Consider the following 17681-nt stretch of genomic DNA (forward strand, 5'->3'; position numbering starts at 1 on the left):
TAGGCGGCGGTGGACCGACAAGAGTCCGGCAACAGGGAGCAGACGGGAGCAAGGATGGGACCGCGGGTCAGCACGAGCATATTGGCCGAACGCCTCACTGGCATGATCGGCCCGCGCGCGAGCGTTGCGCGTGGCGTGCTCGAGCAGCACGGGCAGAGCGAGTCGCATTATCGTAATTTTCCGCCTGACATCGTCGTCTTCCCCGAGACGACGCAGGAGGTTGCGGAAATCGTCAAGCTATGCGCAAGCGCAGGCATGTCGATCGTTCCGTACGGCGCCGGCACCTCGCTCGAAGGCAATGCGGCCGCGGTCGCAGGCGGCGTCTGCTTCGACTTCGCGCGCATGAACAAGGTGCTAACGGTGCACGACAGCGACATGGACGTCGTAGTGCAGCCCGGCATCACGCGCAAACAGCTCAATGCAGAGCTGCGCAACACCGGACTTTTCTTCCCGATTGATCCCGGCGCCGACGCTTCGATCGGCGGCATGACGTCCACACGAGCGTCCGGCACCATGGCGGTCCGTTACGGCACCATGAAGGACAATGTCATGGCGCTGGAAGTCGTTCTGGCCGACGGCCGCGTCATCCGGACCGCCAGGCGCGCCCGCAAGTCGGCCGCTGGCTATGATCTGACGCGCATGTTTGTCGGTGCGGAGGGCACGCTCGGCGTGATCACCGAGGTCACGTTGAAAGTGCATCCCGTGCCGCAGGCGATCTCGGCCGCGGTCTGTAGCTTCGACATCCTGCACAATGCCGTGGACACCGCGATTGCCGTGATCCAGTCCGCGATCCCCGTGGCGCGCATCGAGTTGCTCGACGACGTCATGATGCGCGGCATCAACGCCTATGCAAAGCTCGGCTATCGCGAGACCCCTACCCTGTTCTTCGAATTCCATGGCTCCGAGACATCGGTCGCCGAGCAGGCCGAGGCCGCGCAAGCGATCGCCGCCGACCATGGCGGCCATGGCTTTGCCTGGGCCAAGGCGCCGGAGGACCGCAGCCGGCTCTGGCACGCCCGCGACAATACACTCTATGCGGGCCTGGGCTTGCGGCCCGGCGCACGCGCGGTGATCACCGATGTCTGCGTACCGATCTCGCGGCTCGCGGAATGCCTGACCGAAACGCGGCTCGATGCGGACGAGCACGGTTTCACAGCCCCGATCGTCGGCCATGTCGGCGACGGCAACTTTCACATGCTGATCCTGATCGATCCGGCGAAGCCCGAGGAAACCGAGGGCGCCAAGGCGCTGCAGGCTCGCATGGTCGCCCGCGCCATCACCATGGACGGCACCTGCACGGGCGAGCACGGCATCGGGCTCGGCAAGATCGACTATCTCGCCGATGAGCTCGGCGAGGCCGTCGACGTGATGCGGTCGATCAAGACTGCGCTCGACCCTGCTGGATTGATGAACCCCGGAAAGATTTTTGCGAGCGGAGCCAAGGCATGAGCACCGCCGCATCGGCCATCGAGCCCACCACCGCCATGCCGCTGCTGGAGCTGCGCGGCATCAGCAAGGAGTTTCCCGGCGTCAAGGCGCTGGATGACGTGTCCTTTGCCGTCTATCCCGGTGAAGTCCACATGCTGCTTGGCGAGAACGGCGCCGGCAAGTCGAGCCTGATGAAGGTGCTGTGCGGCGCCTACCACGCCGATGCCGGCGAATTTTGGTACAAGGGCGAGAAGGTCGCGATCTCTTCGACCGCGGACGCGCAGAAGCTCGGCGTTGCCGTGATCTTCCAGGAATTCTCGCTGGTCCCCCATCTCGATATCGCCCAGAACATTTTCCTCGGCCGCGAGCCAAAGGGGCGCATCCCCGGCACCATCGATCGCCGCAAGATCCTGGCTGACGCGCGGCGCGTACTTGGGATGATCGGCTTCGACATCGATCCCTCCACCACGATCGACAAGCTCGGTGTTGCCCAGCAGCAGATGGTCGAGATCGCCAAAGCGATCAGCCAGAACGCACGCATCCTGGTGATGGACGAACCGACCGCGGCACTGTCCGACCGCGAGACCGAGCTGCTGTTCGCGCTGATCGCGCGGCTAAAGGCCGACGGCGCGTCCATCGTCTATATCTCGCACCGCATGGCCGAAGTATTCGCGCTCGGCGACCGCATCACGGTGCTGCGCGACGGCCGTCGCATCGACGGTGTCAAACCCGCCGACGTCACGCCGGACCAGCTCGTCCGCATGATGGTCGGCCGCAACGTCGACATGACCTATCCGCGCAATTTTGCCGAGAAGCCTGGCGAACTGCTGCTCGAGGTGAAGGGCCTGAGCTCGTCGACAGGTATCTCCGATATCAACATCGAGGTGCGCCGGGGCGAGATCGTCGGCCTGTGCGGCCTGGTCGGCTCCGGCCGCAGCGAGGTCGCCCGCGCCATCTTCGGCGCCGATCCCGCGAGCGCCGGCGAAATCATTTTTGACGGCAAGAGCATGTCCGGCGAGCCCGATCTCGCCGCCCGCCGCGGCATCGCGTTGATCCCGGAGAGCCGCAAGAGCGAAGGCCTCGCCCTGCTGCGGTCGGTGAGCGACAATCTGGTGGTCTCGGCGCTGCGAAAGTTGTTTCCGAGCGGCCTGTTCGACCAGCGCGCGGCACAACGCACCTCCGACGGCCTGATTCGGCAGCTAAGGATTGCGACGCCAAGTGCGCGCCAGACCGTCGGCCTGCTTTCGGGCGGCAACCAGCAGAAGGTCGTGATCGGCAAATGGCTGGCCGCCGGCTCAAAGCTCTTCATCTTCGATGAGCCGACGCGCGGCATCGACATCGGCGCCAAGTCCGAGATCTTTGCCCTGATCGACCGCCTCGTCGCCGAAGGCGCGGCGGCGTTGATGATCTCGTCCGAGCAGGTCGAGATCTGCCATGTCTGCGACCGCGCCTATGTGATGCGCGAGGGCCGCATCGCCGGGCACCTGACCCGCAACGAACTGACCGAGGAGAACATCGTGCGACTGGGGATGCATCATGCGTGAGGCCGCGGTCGCTTCTCAACCCAATCCGCTGCAACGGATTCCCGGCGTTGCCATCGTGCTGGTGCTGTTGATCGCGCTGTTCAGCGCCATCGCACCCGGCTTCCTGTCGGTCGCCAACCTCTCCAACGTGCTGGTGCAGTCGACCATCCTGACCATGCTGGCGCTGCCGATGACGCTGATCATCATGACGGAAGGGCTCGACCTGTCGATGGGCGCGGTGCTGACGCTGACGTCGCTGTGCGTCGCCATCGTGTCGCTCGCGACCCACTCAATGCTGCTGGGCTTAGGCGCCGGCCTGCTGGTCGGCGCGGCCTTCGGCTTCGCCAACGGCTGGCTCGTCGCCATTGTTGGCATCCCGCCCTTCGTAGCGACGCTGGGCACGCTCGGCATGGCGCAGGGCCTGTCGCTGATCGTCAGTGACGGCCAGAGCGTGGTCGGAATTCCCCACAGCGTACGCGACATCTATTCTGCAACGCTGCTCGGCATTCCCGTGCCGATCGTGATGGCGCTGGTGACCTATGCGGCGTTCCACGGCCTGCTCTATCACACCCGCTTCGGCACCTACATCTTCGCGCTCGGCGGTAACCGCGAGGCGCTGCGCTATGCCGGCCTGTCGCCGAACCGGCTACTGATCATGGTTTACGCGATCGGCGGCGCCATGGCCGGCATCGCAGGGCTGCTGATGACCGCGCGGATGAATTCCGGCCACCCAACGGCCGGCCTCGGGCTCGAGTTCGACGCCATCGCGGCCGTCGCGGTCGGCGGCACCTCGTTCGAGCGCGGCAATGGCTGGCTGCTTGGCACATTGCTAGGCGTGATCGCGGTCGGCGTGCTGCGCAACGGCCTGAACCTGATCTCGATGCCTTCCTCGGTGCAAGTCGCAAGCGTCGGAATCCTCGTCATCGTTGCCCTGTTCCTCGATGGCCTCAGGAGCCGGGCATGACCGACATCACCAAAGACGCGACGATGCCGCCCCGCTCCTTCCTGTCGCAGGATGCCATCCAGGTGTTCTATCGCCTGCTCGCCGCATTCCTGATTTGTGCGGTGCTCGCGGTGCTCAGCGATTCCTTCCTGAGCCTCGGCAACATCCTCAATGTGCTGAGGCAGGCGAGTCTGACCTTCTTCATCGCCTCGGGCCTGACGCTGGTGGTGCTGACCGCCGGCCTCGACCTCTCCGTCGGCGCCAACGTCGCACTGTCCGCTTGCATCGCCGGCACCGTGATCCACAAGACCGGCTCGCCGGCGCTCGGCATCCTCGCGGGGCTCGCTTGCGGCGGCCTCGTCGGGCTGCTCAACGGTGTGATGGTCACTGCACTCCGCATCCCCTCCTTCATCGCCACCTACGGCATGCTCTGGGTGCTCAATGGCCTTACCTATTGGTACATGGCCGGCGAAACCCTGCACGGCTTCCCCGCAGGATTCCGCCAGATCGGCAGCGGCTATCTGTTCGGCCTTCCCATTCCGGTCTATTTGCTGCTGGTGTTCCTCGGGATCGGGACGCTGTTTGCGCAGCGGACGATTTGGGGCCAGGAGATCTATGCGATCGGCGCCAATCCGGTTGCGGCGCGCCTCTCCGGCATTCCGGTGGCCCGGCGCCTGCTGCTGGTCTATGCAGTATCAGGCACGATGGCGGGGCTCGCCTCGATCATCTTCCTGTCGCGGCTCAATTCGGCCGAGGCCGATATCGGCGAAAGCCTGACGCTGCCCGCGATCGCGGCCGTGCTGATCGGCGGCACCTCGCTGTTCGGCGGCGTCGGCACGGTGTTCGGCACCTTCATCGGCGCGCTGATCCTGACGCTGGTGCTGAACGGCATGAACCTTTTGTCGGTGAGCGCCAACTGGCAGCCGCTGGTCACAGGCATCATCGTCATTCTCGCGGTCTGGCTCGACATGAAGACCCGCCGCCGCGCGCAGTGAGCACTTAGAAGTCCAACAAGCAAAATGAGGGATGGAGGCAACATGAAACAGAAATTGGCTTACCTTACGCTGCCGCTGCTGATGGCGGCTGCGCTCACCACCGAAGTGCGTGCGGACGGCGAGACCATCGCCGTCTTCACCAAGAACCAGACCAACCCGTTCTTCCAGACGGTGCGGGTCGGCGCCGATAACATGGCGAAGACGCTGAACGCGAAGACGCTTCAGTACATCCCGACCAAGCCGGACTCGATCCCCGAGCAACTCAGCCAGATCGAGGACGTCGTGGTGAAGAAGCCGAGCGCGATCGTCTTCACGCCGGTCGACTACAAGGCCATGGTTCCGGGCGTCGAGAAGATCAACGAAGCAAAAATCCCCGTCGTCAACATCACCGACCGCTCGGCCGGGGGCAAGTTCCTGTCCTTCGTCGGCGCCGATGATTACAGCCTCGGGCTCGAGACCGCGCGCTTCATGCTCAAGACATTGGGCGGCAAGGGCAACATCGTCATCATCGAGGGCGTCAAGGGCTCGTTGACCAATGTCGACCGCGTCCGCGGCTTCAACGACGCGCTGAAGGAAAATGCTGGTGCAAAACTGCTGGCTTCGCAGCCCGGCAACTATCAGCGGCTCCAGGCGCTCCAAGTCATGGAAAACCTGATGCAGTCGAATCCGCAGATCGACGGCGTGCTCGCCGCCAACGACGCCATGGCAGTCGGCGCGATCGAGGCGCTCGACGGCGCCAACCGCAAGGCCCAGGTGATCGGCATCAACGGCACTAAGGAAGCGATCGACGCGATCAAATCCGGCAAGCTGCTCGCGAGCGGCGACTACAACGGATTTGCGCAGGGCTGCCTCGGCACCATGATGGCGATCCGCTCCTTGCGCAACCAGCCGGTCATCGCCGAGATCGTGCTGAAGCCGACCGTCATCACCAAGGACAATTACCAGCCGTTCGACGTGCCGCTGGAACAGCGGACGTGCCCGACCTTCGAGGAAGCCAGCAAGCTCGGCGCCAAGTAAATCAGTCCATCACCACAAGCACGGACGGCCGCTCTTGCGGCCGTCCCAAGAAAACGGAGACATCATGCTATTCGCAATTCATGCCGTGGACCGCGCCGGCGCATTGCCGACCCGGCTCGCCAACTACGACGCCCACAAGGCCTTCCTGAGCGATACCTCGCGCTTTGGCGTCAAGATCGTGATGTCGGGCCCGCTCGTCTCCGACGACGGCGCGACCATGATCGGCAGCCTGTTCCTGATCGAAGCGCCGGGTCGTAGCGAGGTCGAGGCCTTCAACCGCGCCGATCCGTTTGCGGCGGCCGGTATCTGGGAAAAAGTCACGATCACGGGCTTCCTCCGGCGCCAAGGCTGAAGGCCGCACAACAAAATCTCGAAAACAACCCCATGCACAGTAGAACGACGTTGTTTTGACTTACAAATTTTCGCCGCGCGCAGCTTTGACACGTCGGGCAAAACAGGAGCACAATGCGATCATCAGCAATTGTCGCCCTGCACCTCGATCCACACGAGCTCGCCGGTAGTCCGGAGCGCCTTGGAGCGAGGCCGTTCGCTTCGCCTGCAAAGCACAGCCTCCGGCGTCGGTCGGTCACCCGCTGTTTAGGTTCACAAAGCGGTCTGCCAATTGCTCTGCGACTGCTCTCTATCGCGGTTCAATTGCCTGCGCGATCTCCCAGACATGACCGGAAGGGTCTGCAAAGGACGCGGTCCGTCGTCCCCAAGGGCGATCAACCGGCCCATTGAGCAGATCGACGTCGATCTCCCGCAGGGACCTGCACACTTGGTCCACGTCACGAACCCTGATTGTCAACAAGACCCGCGCTCCTGCCGAAGACGGCCCGACGGGCAACGGCTCAACGAGCGCCGGTGCCTGAGACACGTCGAGAAGATTGATCAGCAGCCCGCCAAATCTGAGCACGGATGAGACCGCGTCCTCCCAAACCGTCTCAGATGCGAAAACCCTGGCGTAAAAGGCTTTCGACGACGCAATGTCATCGACGAACAACGTGATGACTTCAACTTCGCTTGGCAGACCATTGACCATATCGCCCTGCTCCTTAGCGTTGCGGTAGCGGCTTGCACGAGCGCGACAAGCCGCCCGCCGCTATATCTCACGATGTGAGGGCATGGTGCAATTCGGCGAGCCGGGCAACCGTCCTGCTCAGAAGCCTCCGTCCTGGTTGAACAGATCCGGCTCCGCCTCGGCCATCCAGTCCACGGCGGCTGGAAGCCCTCTGCACTGATTGGACTGACGGAGCGCAGCAATTGCTAGTCAGCGGATCTCATTCACGTACTGATGATGCGCTGTCGTCGCGCGGTGCTCGCTGAGCAGCGCCAATGCCCCGGTCTGGTCGTAGGCTTCCTCGCGGATGACCAGCACGGCACTCGGCGATCGCAGGCCGAGCAGACGCCGATCCTCCGCGTCCGCGAGCTCAGCCAGCAGCTTTTCCCGGATGGCGGCAATGCGGATGCCGTAGGCATCGAGCAGATGAAGATAGAGCAGCGCCGGCACGCGCGCCGCGGAGCGTGGGAAATCCGGGACGCGGCGTGCAACCAGACTGATGTGCGAATGCATGACCGGTACACGGCCGACGCGCCGGATGCGGTGGAGATGTAGCAGCGGCTCTCCGGCTGCCTCCGAAAAGAGCGCGGCCTCCTCGGAGCTTGCCGGCCGGATCGCCACAGCCAGGACTTCGGGCACGGAGCGCTGCAGGCTTCCGTTCTCTCCGTGCAGCCGGAAGTACTGAAAGAAGAAACGCAGGCTGTGCTGCGGCGCGCGACCGGTTACGACCGTTCCGGTCTTGCGACGGCGCACCAGCATGCCGTCGGCCGTCAGATCCGCGAGAGCGCGGCGGATAGTACCGACCGCAACTCCGTATTGCGCCGCAAGCGCAACCTCGCCCGGCAAGACAGTACCGGGGGATAATTCGCCGACGAGGATCGCCTCGGCGAGCTGCCGCTTGACGTGCTCGTACAGCGGAACCGGCAGGCTCGAGGCGCCGCTGGCCGCTGCCTTTGCCTGTTTACCGGTCACGTATGCCTCATTCTTTGGAATTGACAGCAGTCGGCGTCCATCGTCTATTTCTTTATAGAATATAGAAATGAACCACCGCAAATGATTTCGCCTCCATCAAGCCCCCGGCTGGCCGGGCCGACCCTGGCCGACGGCTTTGCCGAAATCGGACGGACCGCCGAAACTGCGGTCGACGATCTCGCGCGGATGGTGGCCATCGACACCAGCTTTCCGCCCGGCGCGGGATACGACGCATTTGCCGGATTGATGGAAAGCGCCGTCGCAACGCTCGGCCTTGAGTGCCGGCGCGTCGCCGTGCCCGAGGAATTGTGGCGCGTCGACGGCGGCCCGGCGCACGGCGCGCGCACCAATCTCATCGCACGCCGCCGCTCCGGCAAGCCGGCGCTGGGATTGTATTTCCACGTCGATACCGTGCCTGCTTCGCCGGGCTGGAAAACCGATCCGCTGCGGTCGACGCGCGATGGCGACCGGCTGATCGGCCTTGGCGCCGCCGACATGAAGGGCACCATCGCCGCCGTGCTGCTGGCGCTGCGGGCCGCCGACACAACCGGTCTGCCGCTCGGTTACGATCCGATGCTGCTGCTCTGCACCGACGAGGAAGGCGGGCTCTATCCCGGCATACGCTATCTCGCCGAACAGGGCTTGCTGGAAGGTCACATCCTCAATTTCAACGGTGCGGCCGCGCCACGCATCTGGGCCGGCTGCTTCGGTCTCTTCACGCTTCTGGTGCGCGTCCATGGCAGGACAGTTCATGCGAGCGAGGCCGCAAGCGCAGGGGCCGGAGCCAACGCCATAGAGGCCGCCCTGCCGATCCTCAATGCGCTCGCCGTACTGAAACCGGAGATCGCAGGGCGCACCTCCGCCCTGCCCGCCCCGCCGGGCGCGACACGCCCGCTCGCCGCACAGCTCGACATTTCCGCCGCGCATGGCGGCCAATGCGGCGGTCAGATTCCCTCGCAGTTCGAGATCCTCATCTGCCGCCGCTACGCGCCGGAAGAGGACTTTTCCGCCGCGCATCGCGAGATCGAGGAGGCGATTCGCAAGGCCGCGCCCCACGCCGGGATCGAGATCGTCCTCACCGGTCATCTGATGCCAACGTCCGATCCAACCGGTCCGCACTGGCCGCGTTGGCAGGAAGCCATGTCGGCCGGGTTCGGCTACGCGCCCGACGCATTCGCCAAATGGGGCGCGACGAGCTGTTCGGACTTCGGCTGGGTGCAAGCCACCGGCATGCAGGAGATCCTGTTGAGCGGCCTCGGCCGGCCGGACAGCCGCATTCACGCACCCGGCGAGTTCACTGCGCTCACCGACATCGTCGCGCTGGCGAAGTCGGTCCTCGCTTATCTCTCCGCCGAATTCCGTTCCGATCTTTCGCCCGAAGCAACCGCCATTCGCTAACTCAGGAGCGTACTCCGATGCTGTCCGTCACCCGCCGCCTCTTTCTTGCCGGGACTGCCATAAGCCTCGTCACCCTTCCCAGGGTTGCCAGCGCCGAGACCCCCAAGCGCGGCGGCGTGCTGCGGATGTCGCTGGACCAGGCGGCATCGGTGATTCATCCCATGCTGGCGCGGGTCAATCCGGAATATCTCGTCACCGAGTTGCTCTACTCCAACCTCACCCGGCTGAAGCCGGACATGACCGTCGAGCCGGACCTCGCGATCTCCTGGGAGCCGAACGAGACACGGACGGAGTGGATCTTCAAGCTGCGCCCGGGCGTGACATTCCACGACGGCTCGCCGCTGACGTCGGAAGATGTCGTCGCCACCATCAATGCGATCCTCGATCCGAAAACCGCCTCCCCCGGCCGAACCAATGTCGGTCCGATCAAGGAGGTCGCAGCGATCGATCCCCTGACCGTCAAGTTCACGCTCACCGGCGCCTATGCCGACTTGCCGGTGGCCCTCACCTATCTCAACGCGCGTATCGTTCCGGCGAAAATCATTGCATCCGACCTCGCCAGCCTGTCGACGACGGCGAACGGCACCGGGCCGTTCAAGCTGGTGTCCTATGAACCCGACCGGAAGATCGTCGTCGAACGCAACGCCGCCTATTATGACCCGACGCGCCCTTACCTCGACCGCGTGGAATTGCTCGTCTATCCCGATCGCACCGCCGAAGCGTCGGCGATGATGTCCGGCGAGATCGACCTGCTCCTGACGACGACGCCCGGCGAGTATGAGCGGCTCGTGAAGGCCAGCGGCGTCAAGGCGCTGCGAACGCCCTCCGGCCAATTCCTCAATATCAATCTCGGATGCGACCAGAAGCCGTTCAACGACATCAGGGTCCGCCAGGCTCTCGCTTTGGCGGTCGATCGCGAGGCCACCGTCGGCTTCGTCGCCGGCGGTTACGGAACGCCGGGCAATGACACGCCGCTGAATTCCGCCTATCACTTCTACAAGAATATCCCGATGAAGAAGCCTGATGTCGCCAAGGCGAAGCAGCTTCTCGCAGAGGCCGGTTATCCCAACGGGATCGATCTGACGCTGATCGCTTCCGACAGGCCAGCCACCCGCACCCAGCTCGGTGTCGCGGTTCGTGAAATGGCCGCAGCGGCGGGCTTCCGCATCAACGTGCAGACGATGCCGCACGCGACCTATCTCGACCAGGTCTGGAAGAAGGGCAATTTCTACGTCGGATTCTACAACATGCAGCCGACCGCTGACGCGATCTTCAACCTGCTCTACACGTCGAATGCGACCTGGAACGAGACCCGCTGGAACAACAGCGAGTTCGACACCTTCATCAATGCGGCCCGCGTCGAGACCGACGAGGTGAAACGCAACGCGCTCTATGCCAAGGCGCAGGAGTTGATGAACACGGAGGTTCCCAGCGTGATCTCGGCGTTCTTCGATCTTCTGGCCGCACAGCGCGCCTATGTCGAAGGTTACACGCTGCATCCGCGCGGCTCGGTGTTCCGGCTCGACATGGTCTCGCTCGGTACCGGCGCGCCGAAGCGCGCCTGACGCCGGAGATATCGGGTGTCACTCGCCTGGCTTGCACGCCGTCTGCTGTTGATGGGCTACACTCTCATCGTGGTCTCGATGCTGGTGTTCGCCATCACGCAGATCCTGCCGGCCGACGCGGCTCAATCGCTGCTCGGCGAGAACGCGACGCCGGACATGCTGGCTGCGCTCAGGGCAAAACTGGGACTCGATGCTCCGGCCTGGCAGCAATATCTGCGCTGGGCCGGCCGCGTTTTCAGCGGCGATTTCGGCATCTCGATGCGAACGAGCCAACCCGTCGGTCCGGATATGCTGACGGCGCTGTCGCGTTCGCTGCTGCTCGCGGTGTCCTCCATCCTCGTCACGCTGCTCGTCGCCGTGCCGCTTGGTGTGGTGGCGGCGCTGCGGCATGGCAGGCTGACCGATGCGGGCGTGAGCCTGATCGCCTATCTCGGTGTCTCGCTGCCCGAATTCGTCACCGCGACGCTGCTTGCGCTTCTGCTGGCCGACACGCTGCACTGGCTGCCGGCAACCGGCTACATCTCGCTGCTGGAGGATTTTGGCGACGGCCTCCGTCATCTGGCGCTGCCGGTGCTGACCATCTCGGTGATCCTCATCGCTCACGTCATGCGCATGATGCGCTCCGAGACGCTCGACGTGCTGAAATCGGATTACATCCGCGCTGCACGACTGAAAGGACTACCGGAACGCACCGTGTTGTTTCGCCACGCGCTGCGCAACGCCATGTTGCCGGTCGTCACGATCATCGCATTGGACGTCGGCTACCTGCTCGGCGGCATCATCGTAATCGAAGAAATCTTTGCCATTCCCGGCATCGGCCGCGCTCTGATGGTCGCCATCACCACGCGCGACCTGCCATCGATCCAGGCAGGCGCATTGATCATGGCGGCGACCTACGCGATCACCAACACGCTTGCCGACATGGCCTACGCTCTTCTCGACCGGCGGATCCGCTATGACTGAGCTGTTCATCCGCCTGATCCGCAGGCCGCAGGGTCTTGTCGGCGTCGCGCTGCTGGCGCTCATCGCCATTGCCTGCCTGTTCGGGCCGGCGCTCGCGCCCTACGCCCCGGAGAAGATCGACTTTCTCGGCCGGTTTCGCGCACCTGGCTGGCAGAACTGGCTTGGCGCGGATCAATTCGGCCGCGACATCCTGAGCCGCCTGATGGTCGGTGCGCGTTCGACCGTGCCGATGGCGCTCGTTGCAACCTTGGCCGGCAGCGCAGCCGGCGCCATCATCGGCGTCGGCTCGGCCTATCTCGGCGGCCGCATCGACGAGGCCATCATGCGCACCAACGATGCCGTGATGGCGATCCCCGGGCTTCTGATGGCCCTGTTGCTGGTCTCGACGCTCGGCAACGGCGCCGGCAACGCTGTCGTCGCCATCGCGGTCGCCTATGCGCCCGGCATGGCGCGCGTGACCCGCTCGGTCGCGCTCAACATCCGCAACCAGGACTACGTCAAGGCGGCCATCGCGCGCGGCGAAAGCGCGGTGTGGATCATCTTCCGCGAGATGCTGCCCAATGTGATGGCGCCGATCGTGATCGAATCCACCATCCGCGTGTCCTTTGCCGTCATGCTGTTCGCAACGCTCAGCTTCCTCGGCGTCGGCGCGCAGCCGCCTGCATCCGAATGGGGGCTCATGGTCGCCGATGCCCGGCAATATATGTATCAGGCGCCGTGGGGCCTGATCGCGCCGTCCGCCGCGATCGCGCTCACCGCCATTGCCTTCAACCTCCTGGGCGACGGCCTTCGCGACGCTCTCAATCCGAAGGACGAGCGATGACCCCGGCGCTTGCCATCAAGGACTATACGCTCGACTATTCGACGGCCGCGGGACCGGTGCGCGTGCTGCACGACATTTCGCTGGAGATCGCGCCCGGCGAGGTGCTCGGCCTCGTCGGAGAATCCGGCTCCGGCAAGAGCTCGCTCGCCTGGGCGCTGATGCGCCATCTGCCGGACAATGCCCGCGAAATCGCGGGCTCTCTGCATCTCGGCGACACCGACCTTCAGCGCCTGAGCCCTCGGGAGCTGACAAATATCCGGGGACGCCAGCTCGGCATGGTGTTCCAGGATCCGTCGACCGCGCTCAACCCGACGCTCACCATCGGGCGACAGGTGACGGAGACGCTGATCCAGCATCGCGGCCTCAGCCAGCGCGAAGCGAATGCGCTGGCCATCGACCTGCTTGGTCATGTCGAGCTGCGCGACCCCGCTGCGATCATGCGGCGTTATCCGCACGAAATCTCCGGCGGCGAAAAGCAGCGTGTCATCATTGCCACGGCATTCGGCTGCCGGCCGGACGTCATCCTGTTCGACGAGCCGACCACGGCGCTCGATGTCATCACCGGCGCACGTATCCTAAAACTGTTTGCCCGGCTGCGCGAGGAAACCGGCGTTGCCGCGCTCTATATTTCGCACGATCTCGCGCTGGTGACGCGGGTCGCGGATCGCGTCGCCGTCCTGAAACGCGGCCGTCTGGTGGAGCAGGCACCGGCCGCGGATATCTTTCGCGCACCGCAGCATGCCGATACGCAGGCCCTGGTGCAAGCCGTGCCGAGGCCGGAACGGCGCCTCGTTCACGACAAATCCAGTGACGACGTTCTGCTCGCAGCCTCCGACATCGAAGTTCATTACGGTCGTGCCAAACTCTTCGGCCATGCACCGCCGCCTGCGACCAGGCGCGTCGCGCTGGACGTGCGGGCCGGAGAGATCCTCGGCCTCGTCGGCGAATCCGGGTCGGGCAAATCGTCCATGGCGCGCGCGCTCACCGGACTTGCCCGCTTCTCGGGGAAGGTCCGCTTCGACAATCGCGTGATCACGGGCGCGCGCGACATGAACGCGGCCTATCGCCGCGACGTGCAGATCATCTTCCAGCATCCGGATGCCTCGCTCAATCCACGCCAGAAGGTCGGCGAAATCCTGTCGCGGCCCCTAAAACTCTATGGCGGCAGCACCGCCGAGATCCCCCGCCTTCTCGAGCAGGTTCGCCTGCCGGATTCCTATGCCGGTCGCTGGCCCCACCAGCTTTCGGGCGGCGAGAAGCAGCGCGTCGCCATTGCACGGGCCTTTGCCGCACGGCCGAAGCTCGTGATCTGCGACGAGATCACCGCGCCGCTGGATGTCTCGGTGCAGGCGCAGATCATCGAACTGCTGCTGGCGCTGCGCGCGGCGACCGGAACCGCCTTTCTCTTCATCACCCACGATCTCAACCTGATCCGTCAAATCGCCCACCGCATCGCCGTGATGCGGCAAGGCGAAATGGTCGACCTGTTGCCGATCGAGGATTTCGATACCGACCATGTTCATCCCTACACAAGCGAACTGATGGCCGCCTCGCCCGTACCGATCGGCTGACGACAAGGATTTTTCCGATGGATCACAACGCTCTTCTCGCCGGCATCGACGTGCCCGCGGCACTCGATCTGCTGTCACGCATGGTGCAGCAGAAGAGCTACTCCAAGTCGGACGGCGAGAAGCAGCTGGCTTCCTTCATGGCCGGCCGCATGCGTGAAATCGGCCTTGCGACCGAGCTCACGTCCTTCGGCAATGAAGGCCGGGTCAACGCGGTCGGCCGCTGGAAAGGATCCGGTGGCGGCAAGAGCCTGCTTTTCAACGGCCATCTCGACACCAATCCGGTGACCGAGGGCTGGACCGTCGATCCCTGGGCAGGCAAGGTCGATGACGCCTTCATCTACGGCATCGGCGTATCCAACATGAAGGCCGGCGACGCCGCTTATTTCTGCGCCGTGAGAACGCTGATCGACGCCGGCGTCAAGCTCCGGGGCGACGTCATCCTCACCTACGTCGTCGGCGAGCTGCAGGGCGGTGTCGGCACCTACTCGCTTGTCGAGCAGGGGCTTCGCGCGGACTACTTCATCAATTCGGAGCCGACCGATCTGAAGGCGATGACCATGCACGCCGCGGCGTTCATGTTCATCATCGAGTTGACAGGCAATACCCGCCATCTGTCCAAGCGCGAAGAGGCGGTCGACGCGATCACGGCCGCATGTGACCTGATCCCGCGCCTCAATGCGATGAAATTCTCGGGCGCGCTCTCGCCGGAGCACGAACGGATCAATCGTGTCCATGTCGGCGTCCTCCACGGTGCACTCGGGCGCGAGCTGCACGAATGGCGAACGCCCCAGGTCGCGGACTTCGTGCGGATCAAGGGTTCGGGCCGCTATGCGCCGGGACAGACCGAGGCCGGCGCCATGGCCGACATGCGCCGCGAGCTCGATGCGCTGGAAGCGCGGTTTCCGGGCCTCAAGGCCGCGATCATGTCGGAGGACCGTTCCGGCGTGCCGACCATGCCGCCATTCGAGGTGGCGCGCACCAGCCCGATCGTCGCGGCGGTCAACCGCGCCTATCGCACGGTGCGCGGCGAGGACCAGCCGACGGGAGCCGTTGCGCCGAGCTGCTTCTACGGCACCGATGCCGGTCATCTGCATTATTTCGGCAAGATGGAAGGCATCGTCTGCGGCCCCGGCGGCCGCTACAACACCATGCCCGACGAACGCGTCGATATCGTCGACTTCACCGACATGATCCGCATCTACATGCTCGCCATCCTGGAGATCTGCGGCTGACGGCGCTCGAGAAGGCGAATGACGATGTTGTTTCCGATCGACGAATATGATGCACGCGTCAAGCGCGTCCGCGAGCACATGGCCGCGCGACATCTTGATGTCCTGATTATCGACCAGAGCGAGTTCCTCGCGTATCTCACCGGCTTCCTGATCTCGGAGAACATGTACCGGGCCTGCCTGCTGCCGCGCGATGGCGAGCCGGTCATGATTCTTCGCGCCGTCGACCTCGGCCCGTTCACCGAGAGCTCGTGGCTGTCGCGTTCCGTTGCCTTCGCCGATTGGGAAGACCCGATCAAGGTGCTCGCCGACACCGTGCGCAGCCTCGGCTGCGCGAACGGCCGCGTCGGGCTGGATGAAGACTCCTATTGCATGCCGCTGTCCCGCTTCAAGGATCTCGCGGCGCAACTGCCGGACGCGCGCTTCGTCGACTTCTCCGGCGTGATGGCTCAACTCCGCGCCAGAAAGAGCGCAAGGGAGATCGCCGTGCTCCGGCGCGCCGCAGGGATCGGCGACCTCGGCATCGATGCCGCTCTGAAAGCATCCGGTGAAGGCCGATCGGCCCGCGACGCAGCGGCAGCCGTCTATCAAGTGTTCATGCAACAAGGCGCGGACGCAGCGCGCGCGGGAATCATGACCGCTGGCGTCGGCAACGCCTTTCTGCACGGCGGGCTGACCAGCGAGCCCCTCGCCAAAGGCGACATCCTGCATATGGAGCTATTGCCCTATATCGACGGTTACAGCGCGCGCCTGATGCGGTCGGCCGTGATCGGAGAGATTGATCCGCGCCGCTCGCAGCTCGCTCGCCGCCTGACCGAGATCCAGGACCGGCAGTTCGCGGCAATGAAACCTGGCGCCAGCGCCGCCGATGTCGACGCATTGGCGAGAGATGCCATGCTCGCCGAAGGCCTGCGGCCCGACTATCCCAACATCACCGGCTATTCGCTCGGCTGCTATCCCTCCCACACCCCGCGCACCAGCGACTTCTCGCGCATCTTCCTGCCCACGGCAGACTGGACGCTCGAGGAAGGCATGGTGTTCCACATGTATGGTTCGGCCGATGGCCTGGCGCTCAGCGAGACCGTGCTGGTGACGGCAACCGGCCACGAATGCCTGACGCGCGCACCGCGACGGGTTTTTCAGATCTAGCTCGATTTACGGAATGAGCGCGTCGCGCAGAGCGACCCGCGAACGACGCATTGCTCGCCTGAGCGCGAGCGATGTTCAATTCGAACGGGATTCGTGGCAGACAGGAGTGAGTGGCACCGATCATCGCCGCAACGGGCCGCGCGGAGACTCCATGGCAAACGACACAAGCTCGACACATCGGCCCTTCGATCCCCGCAGCACATGGGCGGAACTCGCCCAGGCGGAACGCAACGCTGCTTACGACAACAACGCCGCCGTCAAGAACAGCCCAGCCCTGATCGCCGAACGCAATGAAGCTTCGGGGCGGATGCGGGCGACGCTGAAGTCCCATCTCGACCTGCCCTACGGCGAGCGTGCGAACAACAAGATCGACCTCTACCCGGCTGCCAAGCCCGGTGCCCCCTGCCTGGTGTTCGTGCATGGCGGCTATTGGCAGCGTAATTCCCGCGAGCTGTTTGCCATGCTGGTCGAAGGCGCCGCCGCGCATGGCTGGTCGGTCGCCATTCCCGGCTATTCGCTGGCGCCTGAGGTCTCCCTTACCGACATCGTCGCCGAAATCCCGCGCGCGCTCGACTGGCTCGCCGCGCACGGCGCAGCCTATGGCATTGCCGGACCGGTCGTGCTGTCGGGCTGGTCTGCCGGCGCCCATCTCGTTGCGATGGCGTTGGACCATCCGCGCGTCCATGCCGGGCTGGCGCTATCGGGCGTCTACGATCTCGCGCCGATCCGCGATACCGGCCTCAACAACGCGCTGAAGCTGACGGATGAGGAGATCGCCAGGCTCTCACCGCTCCGCCTGCCCGTGACGCAGAAGCGGCTCGACATCGCCTATGGCAGCAACGAGCTGCCGGCCCTCGTCTGCGATTCAATCGCTCTCCACGACAAGCGCGCGGCCGCGAACGCGCCCGGCAAGCTCATTGCGGTCGAAGGCGCCGACCACTTCACCATTCTCGAGGCATTGCGTCGCCCGGACGGCATTCTGGTCGATGCCGCTCGGGCATTGTTGGACTAAAAAGTGCGAAAACAACCCCATGCACAGTAGAAC

Annotated in this window: 16 protein-coding genes; 14 read left to right on the forward strand and 2 right to left on the reverse strand. The window is 64.5% G+C overall.

Translation table 11 applies throughout. The annotated features are described in order from the left end of the window. Window positions 1–54: 54 nt before the first annotated feature. From IVB29_RS00440 to IVB29_RS00465, 6 genes are all read left to right on the forward strand, one after another. Window positions 55–1449, forward strand: coding sequence for an FAD-linked oxidase C-terminal domain-containing protein (locus tag IVB29_RS00440; RefSeq protein WP_247501411.1), 1395 nt, complete (start codon window positions 55–57; stop codon window positions 1447–1449). Further along, window positions 1446–2972 (forward strand): sugar ABC transporter ATP-binding protein, encoded by a 1527-nt coding sequence (locus tag IVB29_RS00445; protein WP_247501412.1) that lies wholly within the window; start codon window positions 1446–1448, stop codon window positions 2970–2972. The genes IVB29_RS00440 and IVB29_RS00445 overlap by 4 nt, the downstream gene beginning before the upstream one ends. Next, entirely contained in the window at window positions 2965–3915 is a 951-nt protein-coding gene (locus IVB29_RS00450; RefSeq protein ID WP_247501413.1) for an ABC transporter permease, read from the forward strand. The genes IVB29_RS00445 and IVB29_RS00450 overlap by 8 nt, the downstream gene beginning before the upstream one ends. Further along, window positions 3912–4889, forward strand: a complete 978-nt coding sequence (locus IVB29_RS00455) for an ABC transporter permease (RefSeq protein WP_247501414.1) — start codon at window positions 3912–3914, stop codon at window positions 4887–4889. Before IVB29_RS00450 ends, IVB29_RS00455 begins: the two co-directional genes overlap by 4 nt. A 42-nt stretch (window positions 4890–4931) precedes the next feature. Beyond that, entirely contained in the window at window positions 4932–5906 is a 975-nt protein-coding gene (locus IVB29_RS00460; protein WP_247501415.1) for a sugar ABC transporter substrate-binding protein, read from the forward strand. Between the two features lie 64 nt (window positions 5907–5970). Beyond that, window positions 5971–6258: a YciI family protein gene (locus tag IVB29_RS00465; protein WP_247501416.1), complete on the forward strand. Its 288-nt coding sequence runs from the start codon at window positions 5971–5973 to the stop codon at window positions 6256–6258. 288 nt (window positions 6259–6546) lie between these two features. Here the strand turns inward: IVB29_RS00465 and IVB29_RS00470 are convergent, their stop codons facing one another. Then, window positions 6547–6948, reverse strand: a complete 402-nt coding sequence (locus IVB29_RS00470) for a VOC family protein (protein ID WP_247501417.1) — start codon at window positions 6946–6948, stop codon at window positions 6547–6549. Window positions 6949–7176: 228 nt separating this feature from the next. Beyond that, window positions 7177–7938 carry a GntR family transcriptional regulator gene (locus tag IVB29_RS00475; protein ID WP_247501418.1) on the reverse strand — a complete coding sequence of 254 codons (762 nt, stop codon included), beginning with the start codon at window positions 7936–7938 and terminating at the stop codon, window positions 7177–7179. 81 nt (window positions 7939–8019) lie between these two features. Between IVB29_RS00475 and IVB29_RS00480 the strand changes: the two genes are divergently transcribed. The 8 genes from IVB29_RS00480 to IVB29_RS00515 all read left to right on the forward strand — a co-directional run bounded on the left by IVB29_RS00480 (window position 8020) and on the right by IVB29_RS00515 (window position 17648). Then, window positions 8020–9336, forward strand: a complete 1317-nt coding sequence (locus tag IVB29_RS00480) for a M20/M25/M40 family metallo-hydrolase (protein ID WP_247501419.1) — start codon at window positions 8020–8022, stop codon at window positions 9334–9336. 17 nt (window positions 9337–9353) lie between these two features. After that, a complete protein-coding gene (locus IVB29_RS00485) occupies window positions 9354–10901 on the forward strand; it encodes an ABC transporter substrate-binding protein (protein ID WP_247501420.1) in 1548 nt (515 codons plus the stop codon). Window positions 10902–10916: 15 nt separating this feature from the next. Beyond that, complete coding sequence (locus tag IVB29_RS00490) at window positions 10917–11864, forward strand: ABC transporter permease (RefSeq protein ID WP_247501421.1); 948 nt, start codon at window positions 10917–10919, stop codon at window positions 11862–11864. Beyond that, on the forward strand, window positions 11857–12687 hold the full coding sequence (locus tag IVB29_RS00495) for an ABC transporter permease (protein ID WP_247501422.1): 831 nt from the start codon (window positions 11857–11859) through the stop codon (window positions 12685–12687). The genes IVB29_RS00490 and IVB29_RS00495 overlap by 8 nt, the downstream gene beginning before the upstream one ends. Continuing rightward, window positions 12684–14258: an ABC transporter ATP-binding protein gene (locus IVB29_RS00500; RefSeq protein ID WP_247501423.1), complete on the forward strand. Its 1575-nt coding sequence runs from the start codon at window positions 12684–12686 to the stop codon at window positions 14256–14258. The genes IVB29_RS00495 and IVB29_RS00500 overlap by 4 nt, the downstream gene beginning before the upstream one ends. A gap of 17 nt (window positions 14259–14275) precedes the next feature. Continuing rightward, on the forward strand, window positions 14276–15490 hold the full coding sequence (locus tag IVB29_RS00505; RefSeq protein WP_247501424.1) for a M20/M25/M40 family metallo-hydrolase: 1215 nt from the start codon (window positions 14276–14278) through the stop codon (window positions 15488–15490). 18 nt (window positions 15491–15508) lie between these two features. Beyond that, window positions 15509–16636, forward strand: coding sequence for a Xaa-Pro peptidase family protein (locus IVB29_RS00510; protein ID WP_247501425.1), 1128 nt, complete (start codon window positions 15509–15511; stop codon window positions 16634–16636). Between the two features lie 151 nt (window positions 16637–16787). After that, window positions 16788–17648 (forward strand): alpha/beta hydrolase, encoded by an 861-nt coding sequence (locus IVB29_RS00515; protein ID WP_247501426.1) that lies wholly within the window; start codon window positions 16788–16790, stop codon window positions 17646–17648. The last annotated feature ends 33 nt before the right edge of the window (window positions 17649–17681 follow it).

It is taken from the genome of Bradyrhizobium sp. 1, assembly GCF_023073315.1.
Taxonomy (GTDB): Bacteria; Pseudomonadota; Alphaproteobacteria; order Rhizobiales; family Xanthobacteraceae; genus Bradyrhizobium.

Excerpts from the sequence above, each read along its gene's own strand:
- IVB29_RS00505 (WP_247501424.1), top strand. The coding sequence starts at position 14,276 with ATGGATCACAACGCTCTTCTCGCCGGCATCGACGTGCCCGCGGCACTC.
- IVB29_RS00480 (WP_247501419.1), top strand. The coding sequence starts at position 8,020 with ATGATTTCGCCTCCATCAAGCCCCCGGCTGGCCGGGCCGACCCTGGCC.
- IVB29_RS00500 (WP_247501423.1), top strand. The coding sequence starts at position 12,684 with ATGACCCCGGCGCTTGCCATCAAGGACTATACGCTCGACTATTCGACG.
- IVB29_RS00515 (WP_247501426.1), top strand. The coding sequence starts at position 16,788 with ATGGCAAACGACACAAGCTCGACACATCGGCCCTTCGATCCCCGCAGC.
- IVB29_RS00485 (WP_247501420.1), top strand. The coding sequence starts at position 9,354 with ATGCTGTCCGTCACCCGCCGCCTCTTTCTTGCCGGGACTGCCATAAGC.
- IVB29_RS00495 (WP_247501422.1), top strand. The coding sequence starts at position 11,857 with ATGACTGAGCTGTTCATCCGCCTGATCCGCAGGCCGCAGGGTCTTGTC.
- IVB29_RS00465 (WP_247501416.1), top strand. The coding sequence starts at position 5,971 with ATGCTATTCGCAATTCATGCCGTGGACCGCGCCGGCGCATTGCCGACC.
- IVB29_RS00445 (WP_247501412.1), top strand. The coding sequence starts at position 1,446 with ATGAGCACCGCCGCATCGGCCATCGAGCCCACCACCGCCATGCCGCTG.
- IVB29_RS00510 (WP_247501425.1), top strand. The coding sequence starts at position 15,509 with ATGACGATGTTGTTTCCGATCGACGAATATGATGCACGCGTCAAGCGC.
- IVB29_RS00460 (WP_247501415.1), top strand. The coding sequence starts at position 4,932 with ATGAAACAGAAATTGGCTTACCTTACGCTGCCGCTGCTGATGGCGGCT.
- IVB29_RS00440 (WP_247501411.1), top strand. The coding sequence starts at position 55 with ATGGGACCGCGGGTCAGCACGAGCATATTGGCCGAACGCCTCACTGGC.
- IVB29_RS00450 (WP_247501413.1), top strand. The coding sequence starts at position 2,965 with ATGCGTGAGGCCGCGGTCGCTTCTCAACCCAATCCGCTGCAACGGATT.
- IVB29_RS00455 (WP_247501414.1), top strand. The coding sequence starts at position 3,912 with ATGACCGACATCACCAAAGACGCGACGATGCCGCCCCGCTCCTTCCTG.
- IVB29_RS00470 (WP_247501417.1), bottom strand. The coding sequence starts at position 6,948 with ATGGTCAATGGTCTGCCAAGCGAAGTTGAAGTCATCACGTTGTTCGTC.